21 protein-coding genes and 1 pseudogene are annotated in these 26,469 nt (G+C 69.5%); 9 read left to right on the forward strand and 13 right to left on the reverse strand.

Going from position 1 to position 26,469, the window contains the following annotated elements; all coding sequences use genetic code 11:
- Positions 1-361 precede the first annotated feature (361 nt).
- Complete coding sequence (locus AB0K15_RS43105; protein ID WP_364065397.1) at positions 362-1,165, forward strand: SDR family NAD(P)-dependent oxidoreductase; 804 nt, start codon at positions 362-364, stop codon at positions 1,163-1,165.
- 62 nt (positions 1,166-1,227) lie between these two features.
- Here AB0K15_RS43105 and AB0K15_RS43110 read toward each other — a convergent pair whose 3' ends face one another.
- On the reverse strand, positions 1,228-4,014 hold the full coding sequence (locus tag AB0K15_RS43110) for an AAA family ATPase (RefSeq protein ID WP_364065400.1): 2,787 nt from the start codon (positions 4,012-4,014) through the stop codon (positions 1,228-1,230).
- A 202-nt stretch (positions 4,015-4,216) separates the two neighbouring features.
- Positions 4,217-4,684, reverse strand: coding sequence for a MarR family transcriptional regulator (locus AB0K15_RS43115; RefSeq protein WP_364065406.1), 468 nt, complete (start codon positions 4,682-4,684; stop codon positions 4,217-4,219).
- 167 nt (positions 4,685-4,851) lie between these two features.
- On the opposite strand from AB0K15_RS43115, the gene AB0K15_RS43120 reads away from it, so the two are divergent.
- Positions 4,852-5,754, forward strand: a complete 903-nt coding sequence (locus tag AB0K15_RS43120) for an AraC family transcriptional regulator (RefSeq protein WP_364065410.1) — start codon at positions 4,852-4,854, stop codon at positions 5,752-5,754.
- A gap of 56 nt (positions 5,755-5,810) precedes the next feature.
- Here AB0K15_RS43120 and AB0K15_RS43125 read toward each other — a convergent pair whose 3' ends face one another.
- Together AB0K15_RS43125 and AB0K15_RS43130 are read right to left on the reverse strand one after the other, a co-directional pair.
- Positions 5,811-6,695 carry an alpha/beta hydrolase gene (locus tag AB0K15_RS43125; protein WP_364065413.1) on the reverse strand — a complete coding sequence of 295 codons (885 nt, stop codon included), beginning with the start codon at positions 6,693-6,695 and terminating at the stop codon, positions 5,811-5,813.
- Between the two features lie 91 nt (positions 6,696-6,786).
- Positions 6,787-7,605 carry an alpha/beta hydrolase gene (locus AB0K15_RS43130; RefSeq protein ID WP_364065416.1) on the reverse strand — a complete coding sequence of 273 codons (819 nt, stop codon included), beginning with the start codon at positions 7,603-7,605 and terminating at the stop codon, positions 6,787-6,789.
- 614 nt (positions 7,606-8,219) lie between these two features.
- On the opposite strand from AB0K15_RS43130, the gene AB0K15_RS43135 reads away from it, so the two are divergent.
- The gene (locus AB0K15_RS43135) at positions 8,220-9,074 is read left to right on the forward strand and encodes an alpha/beta fold hydrolase (RefSeq protein ID WP_364065419.1); all 855 of its coding nucleotides are present in this window, start codon (positions 8,220-8,222) and stop codon (positions 9,072-9,074) included.
- A 175-nt stretch (positions 9,075-9,249) separates the two neighbouring features.
- Here AB0K15_RS43135 and AB0K15_RS43140 read toward each other — a convergent pair whose 3' ends face one another.
- The 3 genes from AB0K15_RS43140 to AB0K15_RS43150 form a co-directional block, all read right to left on the reverse strand.
- Positions 9,250-10,536, reverse strand: coding sequence for a protein kinase (locus AB0K15_RS43140; RefSeq protein WP_364065423.1), 1,287 nt, complete (start codon positions 10,534-10,536; stop codon positions 9,250-9,252).
- Between the two features lie 85 nt (positions 10,537-10,621).
- Positions 10,622-11,227 carry a TetR/AcrR family transcriptional regulator gene (locus AB0K15_RS43145; protein WP_364065429.1) on the reverse strand — a complete coding sequence of 202 codons (606 nt, stop codon included), beginning with the start codon at positions 11,225-11,227 and terminating at the stop codon, positions 10,622-10,624.
- 124 nt (positions 11,228-11,351) lie between these two features.
- The gene (locus tag AB0K15_RS43150) at positions 11,352-12,776 is read right to left on the reverse strand and encodes an MFS transporter (protein ID WP_364065434.1); all 1,425 of its coding nucleotides are present in this window, start codon (positions 12,774-12,776) and stop codon (positions 11,352-11,354) included.
- 492 nt (positions 12,777-13,268) lie between these two features.
- On the opposite strand from AB0K15_RS43150, the gene AB0K15_RS43155 reads away from it, so the two are divergent.
- A complete protein-coding gene (locus AB0K15_RS43155; RefSeq protein WP_364065438.1) occupies positions 13,269-16,388 on the forward strand; it encodes a CocE/NonD family hydrolase in 3,120 nt (1,039 codons plus the stop codon).
- Positions 16,389-16,715: a hypothetical protein gene (locus tag AB0K15_RS43160; RefSeq protein ID WP_364065443.1), complete on the forward strand. Its 327-nt coding sequence runs from the start codon at positions 16,389-16,391 to the stop codon at positions 16,713-16,715.
- 52 nt (positions 16,716-16,767) lie between these two features.
- Here the strand turns inward: AB0K15_RS43160 and AB0K15_RS43165 are convergent, their stop codons facing one another.
- The 5 genes and pseudogenes from AB0K15_RS43165 to AB0K15_RS43185 form a co-directional block, all read right to left on the reverse strand.
- Positions 16,768-17,619 (reverse strand): alpha/beta hydrolase, encoded by an 852-nt coding sequence (locus AB0K15_RS43165; protein WP_364065447.1) that lies wholly within the window; start codon positions 17,617-17,619, stop codon positions 16,768-16,770.
- Positions 17,620-17,670: 51 nt separating this feature from the next.
- The gene (locus AB0K15_RS43170) at positions 17,671-18,468 is read right to left on the reverse strand and encodes an alpha/beta fold hydrolase (RefSeq protein WP_364065450.1); all 798 of its coding nucleotides are present in this window, start codon (positions 18,466-18,468) and stop codon (positions 17,671-17,673) included.
- A gap of 149 nt (positions 18,469-18,617) precedes the next feature.
- A pseudogene (locus tag AB0K15_RS43175) lies at positions 18,618-19,379 on the reverse strand (SDR family oxidoreductase); the annotation flags it as partial.
- Between the two features lie 66 nt (positions 19,380-19,445).
- Positions 19,446-20,195 carry an SDR family oxidoreductase gene (locus AB0K15_RS43180; protein WP_364065453.1) on the reverse strand — a complete coding sequence of 250 codons (750 nt, stop codon included), beginning with the start codon at positions 20,193-20,195 and terminating at the stop codon, positions 19,446-19,448.
- The gene (locus AB0K15_RS43185) at positions 20,192-21,676 is read right to left on the reverse strand and encodes a CocE/NonD family hydrolase (RefSeq protein ID WP_364065456.1); all 1,485 of its coding nucleotides are present in this window, start codon (positions 21,674-21,676) and stop codon (positions 20,192-20,194) included. The genes AB0K15_RS43180 and AB0K15_RS43185 overlap by 4 nt, the downstream gene beginning before the upstream one ends.
- A 328-nt stretch (positions 21,677-22,004) precedes the next feature.
- On the opposite strand from AB0K15_RS43185, the gene AB0K15_RS43190 reads away from it, so the two are divergent.
- Positions 22,005-23,027 (forward strand): Lrp/AsnC family transcriptional regulator, encoded by a 1,023-nt coding sequence (locus tag AB0K15_RS43190; RefSeq protein ID WP_364065459.1) that lies wholly within the window; start codon positions 22,005-22,007, stop codon positions 23,025-23,027.
- A gap of 62 nt (positions 23,028-23,089) precedes the next feature.
- Here AB0K15_RS43190 and AB0K15_RS43195 read toward each other — a convergent pair whose 3' ends face one another.
- A complete protein-coding gene (locus AB0K15_RS43195) occupies positions 23,090-23,698 on the reverse strand; it encodes a TetR/AcrR family transcriptional regulator (protein ID WP_364065462.1) in 609 nt (202 codons plus the stop codon).
- A gap of 162 nt (positions 23,699-23,860) precedes the next feature.
- Between AB0K15_RS43195 and AB0K15_RS43200 the strand changes: the two genes are divergently transcribed.
- The 3 genes from AB0K15_RS43200 (at position 23,861) to AB0K15_RS43210 (ending at position 26,427) form a co-directional block, all read left to right on the forward strand.
- Positions 23,861-24,388 (forward strand): DUF302 domain-containing protein, encoded by a 528-nt coding sequence (locus tag AB0K15_RS43200; protein WP_364065465.1) that lies wholly within the window; start codon positions 23,861-23,863, stop codon positions 24,386-24,388.
- A gap of 10 nt (positions 24,389-24,398) precedes the next feature.
- Positions 24,399-25,841, forward strand: a complete 1,443-nt coding sequence (locus tag AB0K15_RS43205) for an amidase family protein (protein ID WP_364065469.1) — start codon at positions 24,399-24,401, stop codon at positions 25,839-25,841.
- Positions 25,842-25,926: 85 nt separating this feature from the next.
- A complete protein-coding gene (locus AB0K15_RS43210) occupies positions 25,927-26,427 on the forward strand; it encodes a nuclear transport factor 2 family protein (RefSeq protein WP_364065473.1) in 501 nt (166 codons plus the stop codon).
- The last annotated feature ends 42 nt before the right edge of the window (positions 26,428-26,469 follow it).

Below are 26,469 nucleotides of genomic sequence, written 5' to 3' on the forward strand. Positions count from 1 at the left end.
CGCCAGGCAGTCATTCCTCCGTGCCACCGCGGTGTGCGCAGGTCGGCGCAGTCAGGACGAGCTGACGAAAGCAGCCTTCGCGATGATCTTCGCGCACACTGAACCGATTTGGGCCGGCCCTCGACGGAAAACCCCTCGCCCGATACCGTGCAATCGGCACGCCTGAGCATTTCACGTGCTCAGGGCCGCATCGATGAGCCACAGTCTCGCTGACAGTCATTCGACTTATGCGAACGGATTCCGTCATGCCGACACTGATGGGACAGCCGGGAGTGAGTTGGTGACGGCGAGCCGGCCTGCGCGGACCGTTCTCGGTCGCCGCTGCGCTTCCATGATCTGCCGACGAGTAACGAGGAGTACCATGTCACAGATCGTCCTTGTTACCGGGGCTTCCAGTGACCTCGGAGCTGCCACCGCGAACGCGCTGGCCGATTCAGGCCACACCGCGTACGCGGGGATCAGCCCGGCTGTCGCCCGGCCGGCCGGCCGGCTCCCCGAGCCGAGCGGCCACGGGCCGCGCCCTATTACGCTGGACGTGGCCGACCAGCGCTCGGTCTCGACCGCGGTCGGCGACATCTTGGCGGAGGCCGGACGAATCGACGCGGTAGTCCACGCCGTCGGTCCGGTGCCCCGGGGGCCGATCGAATCCTTCACCCCTTACCAGTTGGCGCAGATCTACGACGCGCATGTGCTGTCCACTCAGCGCGTCAACCGTTGCGTGCTGCCGCGGATGCGCGAGCGGCAGGAAGGCCTGCTGGTGTGGGTGGTGCCGGCGAACCACGAAGCCAAGGGCGCGCCCTACCTCGCGCTGCACTCGGAAGCGGTCACGATGATCGACCATCTCGCAGCGAGCTACGCCCGGGAACTGACCGAATTCGGGGTCGAGACCACGATCGTCGTCCCCGGATTCCTGGTCCCCGAGACCGGCCCGCGCGTGCGCACCGTCCATCCGGACGACGCCGAGACGGTTCAAGCCTACGAAGACCGATACCCCGGACTGGCCCACCGGGTGGACTCGAAGCTGGCCGAGCACGCGGTCACGGGCGCGGAGGTCGCCCTCGCCGCCCAGGCCATCGCGGCCGTCGTCGGCAGCCCCAAGGGCACCCGTCCGCTGAGGATCGCTCCCGGCCGGCCCAGCATCGCGTCCGGGCAGGACGTCATGTGATAGGCGGTCGAGCGGGCCGCGTCGACGAGAGGTTCGCCGATTCGTCGTTCATCACGGGGGGGTCATTCCTCCAGCGCCGCGAGCGCGTCGCGAAGTGCGGCCCTGGAGGTGATCCCGAGCTTCGGAAAGATCTGGTACAGGTGTGCACCGATGGTCCGGTGCGAGAGGTACAAGCGCTCGGCGATCTGTTTGTTGCTCAAGCCCGAAGCCGCGAGATCCGCAATTTCCCGCTCCTGGGGTGTGAGCACTTCCCCGCTCGCCGTGGTTCTCGGTGCGCCCCATCCGGTGGCCCGGAGCTCCTTGGCGGCACGGTCCGCCCAGGGCCCGGCACCGAGCAGCGTGAAGGCGTCGTACGCCAGACGCAGCGGCTCTCGGGAGTCGGCGTTGGCCCGGGCGCGTCGCAGCCGTTCCCCATACGCCAGTTGCACACGGGCCAGATCGAACGGCCATCTTTCGACGCCCGGTCTCTCCAGCGCCTCCTCGAACAGGCGCACCGCCTCGTCGTCGTCGGTGGCGCACAACGCCGCCGAGCCGGCGGCAAGCAGGCTGAGCCGCGGGGACAGCGCACCGATGTCGGCCTCCCGCATGGCCCGTACGTGAGCGGTGGCCTCACTGTGCCGGTCGGTCCGTACCGCGGCTTCGACGACGTCCAAGGCCACCCACATCGCATGCGGCACGTGGGAGACGAACGTACCCGCCGGGCCCAGGGCCGTCGCGTTCCGATAAGCGCTTTCGAAGTCACCACGGCCGGATTCGGCGACGGTGCGGACGTGCCGGGCGTAGTGCAGCGCCGCCCCCACTCCCCGGGGTGTGGCCCAGCGAATGATCTGGTCGCTCAGGCGGTCGACCGCTTCGTCGTCGCCGCGGGCCGCGGCGACGACGGCTTGGCAGTACCAGAAGTACCAGGTGAAGAAGTGGTAGCCGGAGTCCTGGCACACCTGGATTCCCTCCTCGGCCAGTTCCAGGCATTCGTCCCACCGGCCGGTGAGGTAGTCGTCCAGGCACAGGTGCATCAGCGCGCCGACGTGCCGGCGCGGTGGGCCGCCGTCGCGCCCTTGGAGCACGACTCGCCACGACGGCTCGCGGACATCTGCCAGGCGATCGGCGTAGAGCGCGCCGGTGCCGGCGCGAACGATCCGGCCGGGGTCGGTTTCCTTCTGCAGGTCGCTGAGCACGGATTCCAGCTGGTCCAGCGCACCGGCACCGGAACGGACCGGGTCGGAGAAGGTCTTGGCGGCCACCGACAGCAGGGCGGGCGGCTCCGGTCGCAGGCGTCGGAGCGTCGCGTACAACGGATCCCACAGCTCCGCGCGGCCGCTGAAGAAGCAGAGGAGCAGCAGCAGGTGGAGCGCTTCGATGAGCGCGAAGTCCTGGGCGTCGTAGCGGTGCATGCCGGACTCGACCGCGCCGACCAGCAGCCGGTGGGCGGTGTCGATGTCCCCGTCGCCGTTGATGATCAGGAAGACCGCGGCCGCCGCGAAGTGGAGGGAACCCATCAGCTCCGGGTCGGCCAGGCGGGCGCCTTCGAGCAGTTCCGAGGCGTTGCGGAGCTGCCCGGTCGCGTCGGCGCCGATGTAGGCGGCCTCGGCGAGCCGGCGAGCGCGATCCGAGCCGTGGGGACTCAGATCGGCGGCCCTCACCAGCGCCGCCACCGCACCGACGGCGTCTCCGCGGGCCGCGATGCGACGCGCCGCTTGTTCCAGCAGGACGGCCACCTGCTCGTCCGGCTCGACGGACGCTTCGCCGAGGTGCCAGGCCCGCCGCTCGGGGTGGCTCACCAGCACCTGGGCCAACGCGCGATGAGCCGCTCGGCGCTCGGCACTCGTGCAGGCGTCCACGACCGCCGAGCGGATCAAGGGGTGCCGGAAAACCAGCCGGCGCGTGCCCTCGTCGAACGCCACCAGCCGATCCTGCTCGGCCGAGGCGAGGTCTTCGAGGTCGGATTCGTAGCCGGCGTGCCGCGCCGACGCCTGCAGGACCGCGAGATTGCCCGTTCCCTCCAGCGTCGCGAGCAGCAACAGCCGCCGTGCGGCGAGGGAGAGGACGGACACCCGGGAGACGAACAGCGCCTGGAGCCGCTCGCTGAGCGGGAGCACTGCGGGAAGGTTCTCCAGGGCCACCCGCTGCTGCCCGCTCAGCGCCGTGGGCAACTCGAGCAGGGCCAGCGGGTTCCCCTCGGCCACCGACAGCAGTCGCTGACGCACGCGAGCGGCCAGCGTCGGGAATCGGGTGTTGAGCAGCAGCTGTGAGGACTCTCCGTCCAACGGCGGCACCTCGTACTCGGGCAGGCCACCGCGGTTGAAGAAGGTCTCACTTCCCGAGCGCATGGCGCCGAGGAAGGTGACGCGGGTGCCGTTGAGCCTGCGGGCGACGAAGCCCAGTACGGCGGCGCTGGCCCGGTCGAGCCACGGCAGGTCGTCGACGATCAGGAGCAGCGGGCCGGCCTTGGCCACGTGCCGCAGGAGCATGAGGGTCGCGTTCGACACGACGAGCCGTTCCGGCGGTGCTCCGCTCCCGAAGCCCAGGGCGACTTGCAGCGCATCGGCATGCGGCTTCTCGAGTTCCCCGAACGCCTCGTAGAGGGGGAACAGGACCTGGTTGAGCCCCGAATAGCTCACGTCGGCCTCGAACTCGACACCGGCGGCCCGAAGGACCCGAGAGCCACTCGCGACCGCCGCTTCCGCCACGGCGTTGAGCAGTACGGTCTTGCCCACCCCTGCCGCCCCCGACAACAGGAGCGCTCCACCGCGATCTGTGGCGTCGAGGAAGCCGCGGATGCGTTCGAGCGCCACGCCGCGTCCCACGAGGACATCGACACCGCTGTGGTCGAAAAGACCGTTGCCGCCCACTGGATCACGCTCCCCCGGCCACGCGGGCCGCCGAGACTTCCCGGCCTGGTGCGCGACCTCGCGGACCGGACTGTCCACAAGCGATTCGCCGGTGTTCACTTCTGCCTGTCAACGTACGAATCCTTCACCCTGGCCACGCGAAGCGCTGACGTCGGCTATCGTGCAGACCTGGCGCTGAAGCACTCGTTCCACGTTCGCGCGTTCAATAATTTTGGACGATGCTCCACAGCATCGCGTGAAATTTCGCGTGGTCACGGGTGGGAATCGAGGACAGACGATGCATGATCGCCGTATCGCGAGCGATGGCGACCTGTTCCTTCACCTCGATGCCTTTCGCGGTTGCCCGGGGAATGCGCACGCGCCGGTCACGGGCGGAGAGTTCGCGGACGGCGAGCCCGTCGCGCTCCATCCGGTCGAGAATCGACACCAGCGTGGTCTTGTCGACACCGAGCTCCGTGGCGATCTCCAACTGCGTCCGCTCCGGGCCCCTGCTGATCAGTTCGAGAACGAGCCAGTCGCGCAGATCGTTCAACCCCGCATCTCGCGAGACCTCGTTGAACGCGTCGCCGAGCGCTGCCGCGGCCCGATGAGCCAGCCAGGTCAGGTCACCGCTCGCCGAAGCGGCGTCGGGTGGCGGCAACGCGCCACGGCGGTCGCTCTTCGGGGACACTGCGCGACCGTATCATCCGCAGCCGGACCGTCCAAGGATGGATTGGATCGCGTGAAATGATCCGATGTCATATGATCCTGGCTCCTCTGTCGGCAGCGCTGGGGCCGCTCGTGCGGAACCACTCGCCCATTCAGCGTCGCAGCCTAGATGGAGGTTCGAACAAAAACATGGCTCAAGATCCGGAAGACTTTGCCGATTCTCCACAGCCGCCGGCTTACGGCGAGCACGATGCGCTCTCGGACGTGCTGCAGGCGATTCACCTGCAGGGCGGCTATGTGCGCCGCCGGTCGAGCCCGCGTGAGCGGCACCCGGCCGGGGCCAGGTTGTTGCACATCGTCGAGGAGGGCGGGCTCAGCGTCGAGGTCGCGGGCGAAAACAGCGTGGAACTGGGCGCAGGGGACCTGGTGCTGCTCGTGCGGGGTGATGCCCACCTCGTCAGGGCGACGCCGCACGCGAGCTGGGTGACCGGGGAGTTCCTCGTCGAGACGGTGGTCGCCGCGCCGCTGCTCGGCGTGCTGCCGCCGGCGATCGTGATCCGCGGCGGCCCGGGATCCGCGGCGTGGCTCCCGCCGATCAAGGAGCTGCTCATGTCCGAGGTGACGCACCCGGCACCCGGCGCCCGTGTGATGGTGTCCCGAGCGCTCGATCTGCTCTTCATCTGGTCGCTGCGGTCGTGGGCTTCATCCGGCGACGCGCGCCACGCCGGCTGGCTGACGGCAGCGCTGGACCCGGTGCTCGCACCGGTCCTCACCGCGATCCACCGAGACCCCGGTCGCGACTGGCCCGTCGAGGAGCTGGCGCGGCTCACGTCGCTGTCGCGTTCGGCGTTCGCGACACGGTTCGCCGAGTCGGTCGGGGAAACGCCCGGTTCGTACGTGTTGCGGTGCCGGCTGGGCCACGCGGCGCACCTGCTGCGCGGCACGGCCGTCCCGGTCGGCCGGATCGCGGCTCGCGTGGGCTACACCTCCGAAGCCGCCTTCAGCCGGGCCTTCTCCCGCGCCTACGGCAGTTCACCGCGGGCGTGGCGCGGCGGGACCGGTTCCGATTCTTCCGAACGAACGCCGGAATAACTCGCCGATACCGGACGACACCGCCGGGTTGGCCGGCGGTGTCGTCCAGGTTCACGTCAGCGGGTGCCTGCGACGGCCCGCTCGATGAGGTTGACGACGATCCCCGGGTTGGTCACCTGTGCGGCGTGGGGGGTGTTGGCCTCGACGATGTGGGAGTGCGCGCGGGTGGCCATGAAGCGCTCGGCGGCCGGGGGAATCAGGTGGTCGGCGTTGGAGACGAGGGTCCACGAGGGGATCGTCTTCCAGCCCGGCTGGCCTTCGAGGTTCTCGCCCAGGGCGGTCCCGGCGACGGGGTTCTGCGTGGCGGCGCTTACCGCGGCGGTGGCCGCGGAGACTTGGTTGCTGAAGAACAGGTCCCGGTACTGGGCCGCCTTGGCGAACAGCTCGATCTCGGGATCGCCGTTGGGGTTGGTGTAGGGGACGGGGACGGCGCTGAGCGCGGTGGGAGGCACCGCGGTGGGATCGGTGCTGAGGTGGCTGCCCGGGAATTGCCCGGCCAGGGCGGTGATGTTTTCACCCGTGTCCGGCTCGAAGGCCGAGACGTAGACCAGGGCCTTGACGTTGGGGTTGTCCGTGGCGGCGCTGGTGATGACGGCTCCGCCGTAGGACTGTCCGACCAGGACGATCGGGCCCTGGATGGTCTGGAGGTAGGAAGCCAGCAAGGCGGAATCGCCGGAGAGGCTGCGCAGGGCCGTCGGCGGGGCGACAACCGGGTAGCCGGCCGCCTGCAGCGACCTGGTCACCTCGTCCCAGCTCTCCGAGCTCGACCAGGCTCCGTTGACGAGGACGATCGTCGGCTTCGGAGCCGTGACCGGGTGCGAGAGCGCGACAGGCGCGGCCTGGGGGGCCGGTGCGGCCGAGGCCAGCGTGGTCACGCCGGCGACGAGAGCGATCCCGGTCGCGCCGAGGACGGCGGAGCGGAAAACACGACGTTTACGCACGGTTTCTCCTTGTTCGAAAAGGTTGTCATTGCTGTCCGCGGACATGTCTGCTCGCGGGGGTTCGTGGTGGTGGGTCCGGAGGCGTCGACGCTCAGACACGAGCGGCGGCGTGTTCCTCGGCCCAGTTCAGCGCGTACTCGGCGACTTCCTGCCAGCCGTCCTGGCCGATGATGAAGTGCGAGCGCCCCGGGAATTCCTGGTACTCGGTGACGGCCGCGGACTTGCTGGCGAGCCGCCAGTTGGCCTTGTTGACCTTGGGCGGCACAAGGTGGTCGGACCCGCCCGCGATGAACAGGAGCGGGGCCTGGCGCTTGCGGAAATCGACCCGGGTCGCGGCTCGCGGGTTGAAGTTGCCGAACGCCCCCTGGAAGAGCACGCGGGCCGAGCCGGGGACGGCATACCGCTCGTAGCGCGCGGCGGACTCGCTCTCGGTGAGCGTGTTGGTGACGGCGTAGTGGAACTGCTCCGGCGTCAGCGAGACCGCTTTGTTCTTGTTGGCCGGGTTCCCGAGGACCGGGAAGGTCGACTTGAGGGTCGACAGCGGCAGCGGAAGGACCCCCTTGACGGCCGCCGAGTCGATGGCGACGCCGACGCTGCCCAGCCCGCGGTCGAGCAGCATCTGGACGATGGTGCCGCCGAACGAGTGGCCCATGATGATCGGCGGTCGATCCAGCGCGCGGATGATGTTCGCGTAGTGGTCGACCACCTCGCGAAGGCCGACTCCCGCGATCCCCGCGGGGTCACGCCGAAGTTCCTCCACCTCGCGGTCGAGGCCCGGCCAGGCCGGGGTGAGCACCCGGTATCCCCGACCCTCGTAGTGGTGTTTCCACCCCTCCCAGCTACGCGGATTCACCCAGAGGCCGTGAACGAGCACGATCGTGTCGGCCTCGTCGGCGGAGAAATCATTCATGCGGACCTTCCTTGGGAATAGGACGCTCTGTTGGCTGGAGCAGGCCTGACCGGCGCTCCCCGAAAGCCGCCTCGGTGCGGGTCGAGCGCGCGCCCCGCGGCGGGCTCCCAGGATCCCGCGCGGCTCTGCCCGTCCGCTTCCGTCGGATGGCCACCGGGATTCGGCGCTGCCGCGTCGCGTCGGACAGTCGTTCGACGGGTTCCGGTGTTTGCGCAGCTCGGCCGCGCGTGGCGGCGCGTGCCCGACTCACTCCCGCGCCGTGCCCGTTCCGCATCCGCCGGTCTTCGCGGCCGGCCGCAGTCGACCGGAGCCGCGGCCATCCGCACAGTCAGTTGACTTAAACCGGGCAAGGCGGAACGCCGGCCCACCACCGCGCCGCAGCTGCCCGGTCCGTTCGACCTGCGGGGCAAGCCCGCCTGCGGCGGTCGGGAGTGGTGAAGGGCAGTCCGGCCGCCGCCTCCGGCAGGAGTCAGCAGGGGTCGCGAGTGGACAGTGGACCTTGGACAGGAGCCGCGGGCGGGGGCGGCAGTCGGATGACGGTGACCCCGAAGGTCGCGGATTCGGTACCGTCCGGCGGAATGTCCGCGTCACCCCCGCGTCGAGAGTGAGGATTCATGTCGAACGAGCCGGTCGTTCTGCTGCACGGCTTCTACCACGGAGCGTGGGCTTGGACGGAGGTGATCGCCGAACTGGCGGCGCGGGGCCGCACCGCGGTCGCGGTCGACATGGCGGCGCACGGTCTCCACGCTGCGTCTCCGGCGTCCGCCGGCCGACGTCCGTTCGACTCGGCCGCCTACGCCACGGAGCCGTCGCCGGTCGCGGGAGTCGGGCTGGACGCCGCCGCCGACCTTCTGGCGGCGCAACTGGAGAGCGTCGGCAAGGGAAAACCGGTCAGCGTGGTGGCGCACAGCATGGGGGGTGCCGTGCTGAGCAGGGCGGCGGAACGGCAGCCCGGGCTCGTCGCGCACATGGTGTACATGGCCGCGTACATGCCGGCGTCGAACACGCCCTGCCTCGACTACCCGTCACTGCCCGAGGGCCGTGACAACCGGTTCATGCAGTTGCTGGTCGGCGACCCGGCGGCCATCGGCGCGCTGCGGATCGACCACCGCAGCCCGGATCCCGACACTCAGGCGGCCATCCGGGAAGCCTTCTACGGCGACGTCGACCCTGCGCGCGCGGCGGCCGCGACCGCCCTGCTCAGCTGCGACGCACCGCTGGCGATGGTGGCCGAGAGCACCACGCTGACCGAACAGGGCTGGGGATCGATTCCCCGTACTTACGTGGTGTGCACGGAGGACCGCACCATTCCGGCCGGCCTCCAGCGGCTCTTCATCGCCCAGGCGGACACGGCGTTCCCCGCGAACCCCACGACGGTCGTCGAGCTGCCCACGGCACATTCGGCCTTTCTGTCGGCGCCGGCTCGTGTCGCGGACATCATCGCGGACCGTGTGGCCGGCCAGCGGTGACTTTCACGGATTTCTGAGACGCTGCCCGCGGGCGTGCCGGCTGCGCGAGCCCACGTCCGTGACGAAGCGAGACGTCAGGCCGCGAACAGTCCCCGGTGGCGCACCCTCACTCCCCAGGTTCGGACGAATTCCGGCCTGGGGATTGGTATCTGTGGAAGGAATCTTCCCTCGCGCGTTACCGGTGTCCGGGTGATTTGGGCGGTCCACCCGGCTCGTTCGGGTGGTGCTTTTCCTTCTTCGGCCCCAGGTCCGGCTGCCGGATCGGCGGCGGGGCGGCCGGTGCGTTGTGAGCGACCGGTGTGACGGGCTGGGCGGCCGCCCGCAAGGTGGCCGCGGCCGAGTGGGGCACGCTGACCGGGGTGGGAGACGGTGCCTGGGCGCCGGAGGCGGGCGGCGGCGTCGCCGTTTGCTGGGGGGCGCTGAAGTGGAGGGGCACCGCGATGGCGGCGGCGCCGGCGACGAGAGCCGCCACCGCGGCCACGCGTCGTCGCTGCCGGTGGCGAGGTGGAGCGGGCGCGGGGTGAACCGGCCCGCCCGGCAGGGTCTGCCCGGCGGTCGCTACGGCGAAGACCGGCCGGATCGGCGGCGCGCCAGTACCGCCCGTCCCGGCCGCCGGATTCGCCGGGCGCGTCAGGGCCGCGTGGACGGCCGCCGCGGTGGGGCGGGCGCCCGGTTCGCGGGCGGTCATGCGGTCGAGCAGGTCCGACAAGCCGGCCGGCAGCCCGGCCGGAATGCGGGGCCGGCGGGTCAGCCGCGCCACGGCGGCCTCGACCATGGTGCCGGGGTACTCGAGCTTGCCGGTGAGGCATTCGAGGAGGATCAGGCCCAGCGCGTACACGTCCGCGGCCGGCCCGACCGGGTCGCCCACCACCTGCTCGGGTGCCATGTAGGCGGCGGTGCCGACCACGGTGCCGGTCGCGGTGACGCGGGTCACGTCGAGCGCGTGGGCGATGCCGAAGTCGGCGATGAGCGGCCCGCGTTCGCCGAGCAGGATGTTCGCCGGTTTGAGGTCGCGATGGGTCACCCCCGCGCCATGGAGGTGCACCAGCGCGTCGGCCAGCCGGATCGCCATCGCGGCCACCTCCTCGGCGCCCAAGGGCCCGCCGAGCAGCCGCTGCGCGAGGTTCTCCCCCGCCACGAACTCCGTGACCAGGTACATCCGGCCCTCTTCGGACCCGCTGTCGAGCAGCGCGACGACCCCCGGGTGGTCCACGCCGGCGTGGATCCCGACCTCCCGCAGCCGCCGGCGCTGCTCCTCGGCGACCGCGTCGCGGTTGAAGACCTTGATGGCGACCTCGCGGCCGAGGCGCCGGTCGTAGCCCCGGTAGACCCGGGCCGTCGCGCCGACGCCGAGGAGGCCGCCGACCTCGTAGCGATCACCGAAGACCGGTCCGCTCCCCTCCGGCCGGTCATCCAGTCTGAACCGCGGCTTCGTCGAGCGGTCGTCACGCAGTGGATCCACGATGGCTGCCCCGTTCCTCGGTACTCGGGCCCTGGTACCCGGCAGCAGCCCTTCCCCAAACGGCAAAACGGCCTCTCGACGCGGATCAGCCTTGTCCACGACCGGACAGCTGGTGCTTGATCACCGCCCGGCCGGCGTCGTAGAGGGACCGCGCGATGGTCTGCGGGTCACCGAGATAACCACCGACCATCGCGCCGTCCCGAAGGATCACCAGCTGATCGGCGGCGGTGGACACGTCGGCGACACCGATCTCGCCGAGCATCTCCTCGATGGTGTGCTTGAACCACTTCCGATGGGCGTCCACCGTCTGCCGCACCGGGTGGTCGGCGTCGGCGTATTCGGCCGCGGCGTTGATGAACGGGCACCCGCGAAAGCCCGGTGAGCAGCTCTCCGCGCCGATCGCCTCGGCGACCATCCGGAAAACCTCGGGAACGTTGCCCTCGGCGGCCCGTCGCGCGCCCTCGACCGCGTCGCGCTCCCACTTCGCGCGGCGTTCGAGATAAGCGACGATCAGGTCGTCCTTGGTGCGGAAGTGCCGGTAGAAGGTGACCTTGGTGATGCCGACCTTGGCGATGATCTTCTCCGCGCTCACCGCTCGGATCCCCTGCCCGTAGAACAGCTCCGTCGCGGCCTCGAGGATCCGCTCCCGCATCGACAGCTTGCCCGCCGCCTCGGACCGCTGTTCCGTCATGCCACCCTCCGATCGTCTCCGGCTCCGGCGCGCCGGCCGGCGAAGACGCGCCAGACCCTGGTAGAGCCACCAGTCAGTCTACTCGGCCGGATCCGGCCGCGCCCTCGCCGAAGCCGGCGGCCGGTTATTCCCGGCGGCGCCTGCGGCCGACGAGGGCGAGGAAACCGATCGTGACGACGCCCGCGGCCGCGCAGATCGTCCAGGCGACAACGTAGGCGCCTTCGCTGGCGATCCTCGTGCCGGGCAGGGTCATGCTGGACAGGACGAGGGCGAAGACGGCGCCCCCCAGGCTGCCGCCGATGGCTCGCGTCGTGTTGTACATGCCGGTGGCCACCGCGATCTCGTCGGCGGGGCTGTGCTCGGCGATCATCGCCGGGAGCGCGGCGAACGCCAGCGACGTGCCCAGCGTCGAGAGCGGAGTCATGATCACGAAAAGCACCGCCGACTCGTGCTGCGCGATGAAGACGACCTGCACCACGACGTCGATGACGATGCCGGCGATCGCCGTGCGGGTGCCACCGATGGCGCGGCTCAACCGGGACATCAGCAACGCGCCGATCCCCCCGGCCAGACCGGCGACCAACAGCACCTGGGCGAGGACGAGGGGCGGAAGTTTCAGCCCGTAGCCGACCTTCGCGGGATCCGCGGACAGGAACGTCAAGCCGACCGTCTGCGAGCCGATCAGAGCGAGGCCGAGGGTGATCGCCGCGAGGTACCAGCGGAGGAGCTGCGGGCGGACCAACGCGCGCACGTCGACGAGCGGGTGATCACTTTTCAGCTCGATCACCACCCACAGGGCCAGGACCGCGAGGGATCCGGCGAGCAGCCCGAGGGTCATCGCGAGCGGACGGCCACTCGCTCCGCCGAGAACCCACAGCAGTGAGCCCAGTCCGACGCTGATGGCCAGCACACCGGCCCAGTCCACGTTGCCACGCGCCCGGACGGCGCTCTCCGGCACGAAGAAGAACACGATCACGAGGCCGAGAACAGCGAGCAGAACCGGGACGGTGAGTGTGGCGCGCACGTCGTTGGTCGTCGCCTGCACGATCCCGCCCACCTCGAAGCCGGCGGTGCCGCCGATCATGGCCGCGGCGGCGAGGAAGCCGATGGCACTGCGGGCCCTGGTGCTGTCCAACCGGCTGCGCACGATCCCGAGCTGCAGTGGCAGCAGGGCGGCGACGGGGCCGAGGAACACCTGCCCCAGCAGCATCACCGGGAACGAGGGACCGTAGGCGAACAGCACCGCCCCGGTCAGCACGGAGATCAGCGAGAACCTCATCAGCCGGCGATGTCCGTAGAGGTCGCCGAGCCGGCTCACGATCGGCACCGAGATCGACGCGGCGAGCAGCTGGATCGACGCGATCCAGCTGAGGTCGGCCGCCACGATGCCGAACTGCTTGCCGATCTGCGGGATCAGTGACGGGGTCATGCCCTGGATGAGGCCGCTCACCATCTCGACGACCACCAGCATTCCCACCGCGCGCCGGACTGAGCCGCGTGGCGGGGAAGCGGTCGTCGACGGCGACGCTGCCGTCGTGATTTCGTTCACGGGAGCTCCGATCGTGGTCCGCGTGGAGGGGAGAGCGCAGCGGCTGCGGCGTCGTTCGGGGAACGGGACCGACGCGTGCCGCGGCGTCCACCGAAGGTAGGTCGAGGGACCTGGTTCGCTGATCGTTCTTCGGAAACGCTCGCCGAAGCGGTCGCAGAACCGGGTCGACGATCGCTCGGCGGCCACGCGGCTCACATCGCGCTTGGTCGCGGCGCGCCGGTGTTCCTTTCCTCGTCCGTCCACCCAGGACGGATTCGAAACGACTGCGCGAGGTTGCGGACGACGGGACGGTGATCGTTCATCGCTGTCGGCGCACCGTTCTGGTCGTTTGCTCGGCGAGCCCGGGGATCGATGAGCACTTCGGCGGAATCAGCCGAGTCCCACGGGCTCCGGTTCTACGCTTTTCGCACGCGACGACGTCGAGGAGCAGCGACGGCCGACGCGCTCGGCCATCCCGCACATCGACGTCAAACCCGAAGGAGCAACCAGCTCGTGACCGCGACCGCACCGCCGACGGTGATCTCCGAACGCGACATCCGGACACCCATGCGAGACGGCGTGCTGCTCCGTGCCGACTTGTGGCGCCCGGCGGGACCGGAACGTCATCCGGTGCTGATTTCCCGGACGCCGTACAGCCCGTCGATGGTGATGGTGTCACTGAATCCGCAACGGCTGGCCGCGGCGGGTTTCGCGGTGCTCGTCCAGCATTGCCGCGGCCGCTTCGGCTCCGGTGGCACCTGGTCCTACGTCCATTCCGACGTCGAAGACGGCTACGACACCGTGGAATGGGCCGCCGCCCAGCCGTGGTCCGACGGACGGGTCGGCATGTTCGGCCAGTCCTACGGCGGGTCGACCCAGTGGCTGGCCGCCCAGACGAAGCCGCCGCACCTCGAAGTCATCGCGCCCGAAGCGTGCGCCGCCGACTACTGGGAAGGCACGTTCGACTCGGGCGGCACCTTCCGGCTCGCCCTGCGGGTCGGGTGGACTGCGCACGTCATCTCGGAAATGGCCGAGGAATGGGGAATCGACGACGCGCGGCTGAAGCATCTTCGCGGCGTCACCCTCGGCCTGCACAGCGCGATCGCCAGTGGCGATCCCGAGCAGCAGCGCCGGGCCCGCGCGGCGGCCGCCGCCGCATTGGACGAGGTCTTCCGGACCCGGCCGTTTCGGGACAACGCGCTCTGGCACGACCGGGCGGGCTGGCTCGAGGAAGCCTTCGACCACGAGTCACGCGGCGATTCCACGTGGCTTCGGCACAACCCGACCACGCACTACAGCGAAATCGACCTGCCCGCGCTCCACACGGGCAGCTGGTACGACATCCACCTCGGCGCCGCTCTCCGGCACTACACCGGCATGCGCCGGCAGGCGCCCACCGCCGCCGCGCGTGACGCTCAGCGGCTGGTCATCGGCCCGTGGGACCACTGGCACCCGACCGCGACGGTCGTCGGTGAAGTCGACTTCGGCGCCGAAGCCGCCATCGACATCACCGCTCATCGCGCCGAGTGGTTCCGCCGCCACTTCGACGGCGAACCCGACCCGACGGCACCGGTCCGGTTGTTCGTCATGGGGCGCAACCAGTGGCGCGACGAGTCCGAATGGCCCTTGGCCCGCACCGAGTTCACGCCGTTCTACCTCCACGAGGGCGCGCTGCTCGACCCGCGGCGCCCGACCACCGACACCGGCGCGGACAGCTTCACTTACGACCCCCGGGATCCCGTCCCGACCATCGGAGGGCGGTTGCTCGGCAGCGGCGGCGAGGTCGCCGGCCCGGCCGATCAACGGCCCAACCTCGCCCGCGGCGATGTGCTGACCTACCTGTCGGCCGAGCTGCCGGAGGAACTCGAGCTCACCGGCCCGGTGACGATGGACCTGTGGGCCTCCACGGACGCCCCGGACACCGATTTCACCGCCGTCCTCGTCGACGTGCATCCCGACGGTCGCGCCATCAACCTGTGCGAGGGCGCGGTGCGGGCGCGCCACCACCTCCCGGCGACGCCGCTGGAGCCCGGCGCGGTCTACCGGTTCTCCCTCGACCTCGCCGCGACCAGCATCGTGATCCCGCCGGGCCACCGCATCGGCGTCTACGTCTCTTCCAGCAGCTACCCCGAATGGGAACCCAACCCCAACACGGGAAACCCCCTCGGCACCGACACGAACGAAGACCTGCGGACGGCCCACCAGACGATCCACCGGACCGCGGCCTGCCCGAGCCGTATCGTGTTGCCGATCATCCCTCGTTGGAATCCCGTACAGGAGGTATCCAGGATGGAGCCCAGGCGCACGGTCAGGATCGGCTCGGGTGCCGGGTTCGCCGACGACCGGATCGAGCCGGCCGTCGAGCTCGCCGAGCGGGGAGAGCTGGACTACCTGGTCTTCGAGTGCCTCGCGGAACGCACGATCGCCCTGGCCCAGCTGGAGCGGTCGCGCGACCCGCTCGCCGGCTACAACGAATGGCTCCCCGACCGGATGCGGGCGGTTCTCGCGACCTGTGTCGCGAACGGCACCAAGATCATCACCAACATGGGGGCGGCCAATCCCGTCGAGGCCGCTCGCGTCGTGGTCGAGATCGCGCGGCACGAGGGCTTGGCGGGCCTGCGGGTCGCCGCGGTCACCGGTGACGACGTCCTGTCTCTCGTCACCGCCGAGGACCTTCCGCTGCTGGACCGCCCCGGCTCGGTCTCCTCGCTGGGAAAGGTGGTCTCCGCCAACGCCTACCTGGGCTGCGAGGGCATCGTCCGCGCGCTCGCCGAGGGCGCCGACGTGGTCATCACCGGCCGCACGGCGGACCCGTCGCTGTACCTCGCGCCGCTGGTCCACGAGTTCGGCTGGGACCTGGACGACTGGGACCGGATCGGCAAGGGGATCTGCCTCGGCCACCTGCTCGAGTGCGCCGCGCAGGTCACCGGTGGCTACTTCGCCGACCCCGGGTTCAAGGATGTCCCGGCCGTCGCGCGGCTGGGTTTCCCCATCGCGGTCGCCGATGCCGACGGCACGTTCGTCGTCACCAAGGTCGACGGCTCGGGTGGCCTCGTCGATCTGCGCACCTGTACCGAGCAGCTCCTGTACGAGGTGCACGACCCGGCCGCCTACGTCTCCGCCGATGCCGTCGCCGATTTCTCCGGCGTCCGCTTCCGCGAGCTCGGCGCGGACCGTGTCCAGGTCACCGGTGCCACCGGTCGTGCGCGCCCGGACCGGTTGAAGGTCTCGGTCGGCTATTCCGATGGTTTCCTCGGTGAGGGCCAGATCTCCTATGCCGGGCCGAATGCGGTCGCCCGCGGCCGGCTGGCTCTCGACATCGTCCGGGAGCGGCTCGCGATCGCCGGTCTTTCCGGCGCGGACCTGCGATTCGAGCTGATCGGGGTCGACGCCGTGCTGCGTGGGCAACGGGCGGACGCCGGCGATCCGCGCGAGGTGCGCATTCGGGTCGCCGGCCGGACCAGCTCACTGGACGCGGCCAAGTACCTCGGCCGCGAGGTGAGCGCGTTGTGGCTCAACGGCCCGGCCGGCGGAGGCGGCGCGACCCGCAGAACCGAATCGGTCGTGGCGATCGCCTCCGTGCTCGTGCCGAGGCACGTCGTCCATCCCGAAGTGTCCCTTGTGGAGGTATGAATGCTGTTGCACCAGCTGGCTCACGCTCGCGCCGGTGACAAGGGGACGACCTCGGACATCACGCTCATCCCCTACCGCCCGCAGCACTACGAGCACCTGCGCCGGTACGTGACCGGCGAGCGCGTCCGCGAGCACTTCGCGGACATCGTCCAGGGCACGGTGGAGCGATACGAGGTGCCCCAGCTCTTCGCGCTGAAGTTCGTCCTGCGAGACGCGTTGAGCGGGGTCACCAGGGCACCCGATCTCGACGCCCACGGCAAGAGCCTGTCCTCGTCCCTGCTGGAAATGGTCGTGCCGGAACCGCCCGGCGCGGGAACCGACGGGTAGGAGACGACGACTCGGCCGTGCAGGAGCGGTTCCCGCACGGCCGAGGGCGGACTCAGGACGCGTGGCGGGCCGCGTCTTCGATGACGTGTTCCACGGTGCCCGGGTGGGACAGCATCGACAGGTGGGACGCGTTGATCGTGGTCACCGTCGATCCGGCGCGTTTGGCCATGAACTGCTGGGTGGCGGCGGGCAGAGCGTGGTCGGCGAGACCGATGACGTCCCAGCTGGGGATCGTGGTCCAGGCCGGAGCGCCGGAGCGTTCGTCGAGCGCGGACGCGACGAGCGGTCGCTGGGTGGCAGCGAGCTCGGCGGCCTGCCGGGCGGGCAGATCGTTGGCCAGGATGTCGCGGAACTGCGCCGGCTTGATGTAGACGTCGACGGCGCCATCGCTCAGGGGCACGAAGTTCAGCGCGTCCGGCGAGACCTTGCTGCCGGGGAACTTGGCAGTCAGGGAATTGAGGGTGTCACCCTCGGCCGGGAGGTAGGCGTCGACGTAGACGAGTGCCTTGACGTTGGGGTTGCCGGTGGCGGCGTTGGTGATGACGAACCCGCCGTACGAGTGCCCGACCAGCACGATCGGTCCGGAGATCGTCTTGAGGTAGTCGGCGAGGTAGGAGGAATCGAGGACGACTCCGCGCAGCGGGTTGGGCGGGACGGCGACGGTGTACCCGTCGTGCTGCAGCCGGGTGACGACGTCGCCCCAGCTCGACCCGTCCGCCCAGGCGCCGTGCACGAGCACGACGGTGGGCTTGACCGCGGGTTTGCTGTGGCTTGCGCTCGCCGGAGCCGCGGCCGGGCTCTCAGCGGCCGTCGCGGCGGGGGCGACGGTGGCGGCGAGCGCGACGGCGGCGCCCAACAGGGTCAGCCGGCGGCCGATTCTGCGGGACGTGATGGTGGACTTCATGGTGTTTCCTTCCTTGGCGGGTGGCGCGGTGCGGAGCGGTACGCGAGTCGGTCAGAGGCCTTGACGCCGCAGCCACGCGAGGGTGAAGTCGGCGACTTCACGCCAGCCGTGGTCGAAGACCAGTGAGTGGCCCCGGTCGGGAAACGACTGGTAGTCCGTGATCGCACTCGAGTGGGCGTAGAGCTTGTAGGCGGCCTTCGCGACGACCTCGGGAACGGTGTGGTCCTTGCCGCCGCCGATCACCAGCAGCGGTCCGCGGTCGCTCTTCCCGGTGTCCACCGCCGCCGGGGAGTTCTTGCTGAAGTTCGCGGCGCTCGCCTCGAACAGCGGCCTGCCCGGCCCCGGGATCGCCCAGCGCGCGAACAGCGCGTCGGACTCCTCCTTCGGGATGGCGTTGCCGAAGGCGTACCGGAACTGCTTCTCGGTGAGGGCGACGGCCCGCTTCTTGTTGCCGGGCTTCGACAGGACCGGGAAAGCGGAGCGGATCTGCGCGAACGGCAGTGGCTTGACGCCCTTGATCTGGCCGGGATCCACCGCGACAGCGGCTGCCGCGTGCCCGCTCGCAAGGATCTTCTGGGCGATCAGGCCGCCGAAGGAGTGGCCGACGACGATCGGCTTGGCGTCGAGGCCAGCGATCACCTTGAGATGGCTCTCGGTGATTTCCCCGATCCCGCGATTGGCGAGTGCGGCCGGGTTCTGCCTCGTCATCGCCACAGTGCGGGAGTCGCCCGGCCATCCGGGGGCGATCGGCTCGTAGCCGGCCGCACGGTAGAGCTCCGCCCAGCTCTCCCAGGCGTCGGCGTGGATCCACAGTCCGTGGACGAAGACCACCGGCTTTGACGAGGGCATCTCAGGTCTCCTCAAGTAGACTAACTAGTAACTCTACCTACCGTAGCACGCCTTCATCGCCATGCGAAACACCCGTCAGTTGTGCCGGACAGCCGAACCGAGCGGTGCCGGGCGGACGAGCCGGCACTCGGCCGCCCGGCACAGGATCCTCAGAAGGGTTGGGTACCGAACTCGCGCATGTCGGCGGCATACGGTGCGACGCTGAGGACGCCGCCGTCGACGGCGTGCACGCTGCCACTGATGAACCCGGCGTCGTCGGAAGCGACGAAGGCGACGAACTTGGCGATGTCGTCGAAGTGCCCGAGCCTCGGGGTGGTGTGGTGGCGGGCCATCATGGTGAGCCAGTGCGTACCGCTCAGCGCTGCCGGCCCCTGCTCGCTCAACGTGATTCCGGGCATGACTGCCACGCACCGGATGTTCTGCTTGCCGTAGCGGGCCGCGACCGAGCGCGTCAAGGAGTTGAGCCCCGCTTTCGAGGCGCCGTAGGCGAATCGCGTCGGTTCACCGATCACGCCGGATCCGGAGGAGGTGTTGACGATCACCCCGCCGCCGGCCTCGATCATGACGGGGACCGCGTACTTGCATCCCAGCATGGGTCACCGCAGGTTGACCGCCAGCGGCCGGTGCCACAGGTCGGCGTCCATGGTGGTCAGATCGTCGTCCTGCTGCGAGGCGAAGGTCGCTGCCGCGTTGTTGTGCAGGATGTCGAGACGGCCGAAGCGGTCGACCGCTTCGGCGATCATCGCCTGCACCGCCTTCTCGTCGGCGACGTCGGTTTCGATGCCGACCGCACGCCCGCCACCGCGGACGATTTCGGCGGCCTGGGTCTCGGCGGCTTCGCCGTTGATGTCGGCGAGTACCACGGCCGCGCCGCGACGAGCGAACTCCGCGGCGCACGCCGCGCCGATCCCGCCGCCGGCTCCGTGATGAGCGCGACCTTGTCCTGTGTGAAAAGCCTTCCCTTGGGTCGGAGTCGGTCAGCTGAAGAAGTTGCCGCCACCGTCGACGGGAATCGTGCATCCGGTGAGGTAGCCGGCGTCGGGTCCGGCGAGGAACACCACGACACGCCCGACGTCGGCCTCGGCGTCCCCGGTTCGGGGAATGGACGTCTTGGCCAGCAGGCCCGCGAGTTCGTCCGGTTTGGCGGCGAAGTACTGCTCGGCCTGCTCGCTGAGGACGAACGGGGCCAAGGCGTTGACGGTGATGCCGTAGCGGCCCCATTCGCGGGCGGCGACCCGGGTCAGCCCCGCGATGCCGCCCTTGGCACTGACATACGCGCCGTACCCGGCCAGTCCGTCCACTTCGGATCCGGACCTCATGTTGACGACGCGCCCGCCGTTGATGCACAGGTGGGGAAAACACGCGCGCATGAACAGGAAGCTGCCGTAGGGACCGACGCGGAACGGCAGCTCGAAATCCGCGGGGTCCAGCTCGTGGAGGGGAATTCCGGGCTTCTGGGCCATCGCGTTGTTGACGAGCACGTCGACGGACCCGAACCGCCGCACCACCGCGGCGACGGCCGAGTCCACCTGGTCGACATCGCGGACGTCGCAGGTGATCGCCAGGCCGTCGATCTCCTTCGCGGTCGCTGCCGCCCGGGCTCCGTCGCGGTCGACCACCGCCACGGAAGCGCCCTCGCGGGCCAAGGCGCGGGCGATGCCGGCACCGATGCCCTGGCCCGCGCCGGTGACGATCGCCGCCTTTCCGGCGAGGATCGATCCGGTCATCCGATCACCTGATAGGTGAAAGTGGATGGGCCATAGTGGACGGTCACGGTTCCGGCGGGCGCGTCCGAGTCGATCACGCCCTCGTCACGGCTGGCGACGCGGATCCGCAGCCGGTGCCCCGCCTTGAAGCGGTGGTGCGCCGCCCACAGGGGTACGCGCAGGTCGTAGGGCGTTCCCGGTTCCACCGGCACCCGCGCCTCATTGCCCTCACGGTGGCTGGCGCGCAGGAACCCGTGGGTGACCCTGGAGACCTCGTCGTCGGCGCCGAGGTCCTCCAGGATCACGGCGACGTACCCGTCGTCCGCGGTGAAGGAGACTCGCAGATCGACGAACGGGGTACCGGCCACCACCAGATCCGCCGGCAGAGCGTCCGTCTCGGCGAGCACCGCACCGGTCTCCACGTCGAACGCCTCGGTGGCTTTCTCGGCCGGACCGGCCACGAGCTTGCCGCCGGACGCGAAGGCCAGCTGGTCCTCCCGCGACTCGGCCGGCGGCCAGGCCGAGTACTGCTTCCATCCCGCGTCGGGCATCTCGTAGGAGGTGACCTTGGTTTCGGGCAGGAGGCCGGGGACCTCGTCGGACAGCCAGTGGTCCCACCACGCCAGGTAGCCCGCGGTCGCGATGTCCTCGAACTGGCCGGGGAGCATGCCGTGGCTCCACGGGCCCGCGACCATCCAGACGTTCTCGGGGCGGGCACGGAAGTTCTTCACCATGGCGTTGCGGTACTGGTCGAGCCAGCCGCCGACGTCGAGAACCGGTACATCCAGGCGGTCCCAGCGCACCCGCACGCTGCGGTCGCGCCAGTAGCCGTCGTAGAGCGGGTGCTGGGGGTAAGTCTTGAGGGTCGCCGGGGCCGTGTCCCGCTGCCAGCCGCGGATCCGGTTGTTGTAGATCCCGCCGCCGAGGTAGATCGTGTCCTCGTACCAGTCGCTCAGCGCCTGGGCCGCGATCACCGCGGTGAGGTGCTCCGGCTGGTGCACGGCGGCCAGCATGGTGGTGTGGCCGCCGTAGCTGACGCCCATCTGGCCGACCTTGCCCGTCGAGAACGGCTGCGTCCCGAGCCACTCGATCAGGTCGACGTTGTCACGCTGTTCTTGGGGGCCGAACGGGTCGATCTCACCCGGTGAGTCACCGCTGCCTCGCACGCTGCACACCAGCGCCACGTACCCACGGGTCACGAACCCGCGGGCACCGGCGGCCATGAACGACACCGCGTTGTACCCGTTGAACTCGTAGACGATGCCCGGAAACCGCCCGGGCGCCGGGGTACCGTCCGCGTTCGCGGGGCGGTGGAGCTCGCCGGCCAGGAGCACGCCGTCCCGCATCTCCACCTGGACCTTGCTCACGTGAACGCCGTGCGTCTCCGGTCTCGCATACGTGAAGAACGGGTCCGTCGACGAGGTCGAGGGAAACACGGGCTTCGAGAGGTCGAGTCCCGCGAAGTTCGCGGACAGATCGGCTGGTGACAACGGTTCGGACATGTCCGGAGCGTATCGACGACATCCGGGCGAGGGGACGAAGCCGACGAAGTGCTCACTTGTTCCACCTTTTGGCACAGAAACACTCATTTTGATCTTCGATCGAACGTTTGGTGATCACTTCAGGGCGGCTTCCGCTCGGCCATCCAGCGCGGCTGAAACCCGCCCAGCTGCGCAAACACCACGCCGAGAACGTCGATTCGGCTGCCGCGCACGTAGGCCTGATTCATGGCAGAGTGCGATCACTGAAGTGCGCTTCCTGCCGCAGAAACAGGTAGCATTCGCCCACTGTGGGTGTTTCCCGCGCACCCTGTGCTCCTGGAGCGCCGCCATGCACGAGCAATTGTCCGAAGACGACCTCGCACTCATCCACGCGTTGCAACTGTGGCCACGAGCCAGCTGGAGTTCCCTCTCGCCCGTCCTCGGCGCGTCGGCACCGGCGCTCGCGAGCCGGTGGATCCGGCTGCGCGACAACGAGCTCGCGTGGGTTTACGCCTATCCGCTCGGCGGGGTGGCCGCGCGCAACCGGCAGCTGGCCATCGTCGAGTTCGACTGCGCCCCCGGCCGGCTCGACGACGTGGTCAGAACGCTCGAGGGGCTGGTCCACGTGCGCGCCATCGAGTACGCGGCCCGCGGCCGCGACCTGATGACGATCGTCGCGGCGCCCACATTCGAGAAACTGTCCTCGTTGATCCTGGACGAGCTGTCGCGGATCCCGGGCGTGATGTCGACGAGGACGCACCTCGGCACCGAGATGCACATCGAAGGCAGGCAGTGGCGGCTCGACGCGCTCGACGCCGGCGAGCAGGCGGCCATCGAGAAGGCCGCCAAGGCCGCCACCCCCAGCCAACGAGGAGTGCCCGTCGACATCACCGCGCCCACCTACGCCCCGCTGATGTCGGCGCTGAGCAAAGACGGCAGGGCGACGGCGATCGACATCGCCGACCAGGTCGGCCGCCCGGCGTCGACGGTGCGGCGGCAGCTGGGGCGCCTGCTCAAGGCGGGGGCGCTGGCGATGCGGTGCGAACTGTCCCAGCTGCACACCCGGTGGCCGGTGAGCGTCATCTGGTGGTGCCGCGTGCCGAAGCCGCTGCTGCTGTCCGTGGTCGCCAGGATGCGAGCCGAGCCGCGTGTGCGGATGTGCATGTCGATGACCGGGCCCGCGAACTTCGCCGTCTTCGCCTGGACGGCGGGGCTCACCGACCTGATGCAGCTGCAGGGTGTGCTCGAGGACCTGTTGCCGCCCGGGGCGCTCATCGACAGCTCGGTGACCCTGCGCACGCGCAAACGTGCGGGCTGGCTGCTGCGGCCCGACGGCCGGCTCGACACGGACACGCCCCGGCCCGTCCGGTAAACGCCGGAAATCGGCCGACGCCGTCCTGCGGTGAGAAGCCGGCCGGCTCAGTCGAACCGAGCTCAGGCCGGTCCGGCCGCCGCGTCGATGAGCGCCTGGGCGAGTTCCTGGGCGTCTTCGAACGGGCGGGCGTCGTTGAGCGAGGTCGAGAGCGCGCGAGCGCCCTCGAACAGCACGGCGAGCCGCCGGCCCAGCACTTCGGGCTCGCGCGCGCCCGCCTCGGCGGCGGTCTTGATCAGACGTGCGGCGAGGTCCCTCTTGTGACGCTCGACCACCGCCGCGGCTTCGGGCATCGTCCCGGCGGCTTCGACGGCGGTGTTGTGCAGCGGACAACCGCGCACCACCGTTGCCGAAGCCGGGCCGGCCGGACGTTCGGCGAACAGCGCCAGGAGCCGCTCGCGCGCGCTGAGGTCGCTGCGGTCCAGCGCGGACTCGGCGAGGAGCTCCTCGTCTGACTCGATCCACTGCACATACGCGCTCACCAGCGCTTCCTTGCTCGGAAAGTGCTGATAGAGCGTCCGCGTGGACACGTGCGCCACGTCGGTCAGCTTCGCGATGCCGGTGGCGTGTATGCCATCGCTCGCGAACAGCTCGGCCGCGGCACGCAGGATGCGCTGACGCGCCCCACGCCCGCCCGCGGGGGCGGCGACCGTCACCTCACTCGTTCCCATGCCGAAAGTATAGCGATCGTTTTACATCTCGTCGGCCGCCTGCTAGCTTCAAGTACAGCGATCGCTTTACTTCGGGTTGGCGTCCCGCACCGTCGGGCCGCGCACGGTCGCGACCTGCGTCCGCGCTTCTTCGCCCGCAGCCAAGAGAGGAACGAAAATCCCATGTCCAGTCAGAACTTCAGTTCGGTTCGCCACGAGGTCGTCCGGTGGTCGATCGACACCGGAACATCCTTTGAGGACTTCCGGGATCGGTACGAAGCCGCTGTGCCCGCGCTGGACCTGGATCGGATGGCGCAGCTGCGCGCCGGGCACGCGAGCTGGGACACCGTGCTCGCCGCTGCCGCGGAGAACGCACCGCACGGGTTCATGCGGTTCTGGGGCACCGATGTCGGTGAGCTCATGCAGCTCGCCGGCAATCCCGGGGCCTGTGTCACCTACCTGATGGGCAACCACACGATCGCCGAGCGCATGTACCGGCACGACCCGGCGGTGATGCTCTACGCCCCCTTGCGAACGACGATCCACCGAGATCGGCACGGCGTCACGCGGTTCTCGGTCGACCAGCCCAGCACCCGGTTCGCCAGCTTCGACGTCCCGGAAATCGCTTCCGTCGGACGGGAACTGGACCGCAAGGTCGCCGATCTCCTGCGAGTTCTGGATGTTCCGGCCGCCCTCCCCACATCCGACTGACGAATTTCGAGTGCAGGAGAACGAACTCATGCGAGACGATCAAGTACCGGCCGAACTCGGGGTGGCGGCAGCGGCCGCGGCGATCCGCGACGGCGACCTCACCGCCGAGTCATACGCGACCGCATTGCTGCGGAACGCTCGACGATACGCCGATCTCCATTCCTTCATCACGGTCGATGAATCCGCCGTGCTGGCCGCGGCCGAAGACGCGGACAAGGCGCGCGCCGCGGGTGCGAGCGCTCCCCTCCTCGGCGTCCCGCTCGGGGTGAAGGACAGCTACACGACCCGTGGTCTTCGCACCACACTCGGCGTGAAGACGCTGGAGACCCACACCCCGGCCGAAGACGCGGATGTCGTCGCCGCTCTCAAGAACGCCGGCGGCATCGTCTTCGGCAAGAACAACCTCGTCGAAATGTCCTTCGGCCTGACCGGAGACAACAAGCGGTTCGGGCAGGTGAAGAACCCCTACGGGCGCGACCACGTGCCAGGAGGCTCTTCGAGTGGCGCCGGTGCGTCGGTCGCCGCTCGGATCGTCCCCGCGGCACTGGGCGGCGACACGGTCGGCTCCATCAGGGTGCCCGCCGCGCTGTCCGGCGTGGTGGGCTTCAAGCCGACCACGGGCCGATGGCCGGGTCGCGGTATCGCGCCGATTTCGCCCACTCTCGACACGCCAGGTGTCCTTGCGCGCAACGTCGAAGACTGCGCACTGATCGACCGAATCGTCACGGGGAACGCGGCCGCTCCCCCGGCTGATCGTACCGATCTGAAAGGGGCGAGATTCGCCTACGCGCCCCGGCAGTACCTGAGTTTGATCGACCCTGCGGTCGAAGCACAGTTCACCCTCACACTCCAGCGCCTGCGAGACGCCGGCGCCGAGGTTGCCGAAATCGACCTCGGCGAGGACTTTTCCGCGTTGGCGGATCGGCTGACGTGGAACCTCTTCTTCCGCGAGACGCGGCAAGCGGTTTCGGAATTCCTCCACCAGAACGACTTCCCGGTGTCGTTCGATGAAATTCACCGCGAGCTCAAGCCTCAGCTCAAGGAAACGTGGAGCCAGCTCGTGCTGCCGAGCGGGCCAGGCCACCTTTCCCGGGAGGCCTATGAGACGACGCTGTCCGTCGACCGTCCGGAACTTCAGCGCCGCCTCGGCGAGGTGTTCACCCATCGCGGGTTCGATGCCCTGCTCTTTCCGACAACGCCCTGCACCGCACCGTTGATCGACCACCGGTCGTTCACGATCGCGGGTGCGGAGGTCGGCGAACTGATCCTCGCGAAGAACACCGTTCCCACCAGCGGCGCAGGTCTACCGGGCATCAGCATCCCCATGGGCCTGGCCGGCAACGGCCTGCCCACCGGACTCGAGATCGACGGCGCACACGGCCAGGACAGCCGGCTTCTCGACCTGGCGCGCCGGGTGGAGGCCATCCTCGGGAAGTTGCCCGCGCCGGCGTGAGGTGGCAGGCGGTTTGCCGTCACGATTTCGTAAGAGCCGACAGTGCATAAGAAATAATCAAAACTATTACGATCATGTCGAACCCTTGAGCGACGACCTGAGGACTTCGATGAAATTCAGCTTCGCGACCGCACCGATCGGCATCTGCGCACTCGCCGCGACCCTCCTCCCCTCCGCCGGTCAGGCAAGCGTTCCTCCACTTACCGACCAGCAGCGGCAGCAGATCGTCGGCAGGTTCGCGACGGCGATCACCCACGACGACCACCAGGGCATCATCGGCATCACCACTGCTGACATGACCTGGACGATCCCCGGAGACAGCGTCGTTGCCGGGCGGTCCGTCGGCCGGCGCGCCGTGCTGAAACTGGCGGACACCTTCGCCAGGTACAGCCTGACCATCTCGGTGCACGAACTCGCCTTCGGCACCGACACCGTCGCGGTCGAACTCCACGACACCGGAAACCACAACGGCAAAACCCTCGACCAGGACATCGTCAATGTGCTGACGATCAGCGGCGACGGCAAAGTGTCCGCCGTCGACGCGAACCTCGGTGACGTCAAGCAATTCGACGCCTACTTCTCCTGATCACCACGCGGGCCCTTGCACCAAGGCGGCGCCCCGACGGTC

It is taken from the genome of Amycolatopsis sp. NPDC049253 (assembly GCF_040678995.1).
Classification (GTDB): domain Bacteria; phylum Actinomycetota; class Actinomycetes; order Mycobacteriales; family Pseudonocardiaceae; genus Amycolatopsis.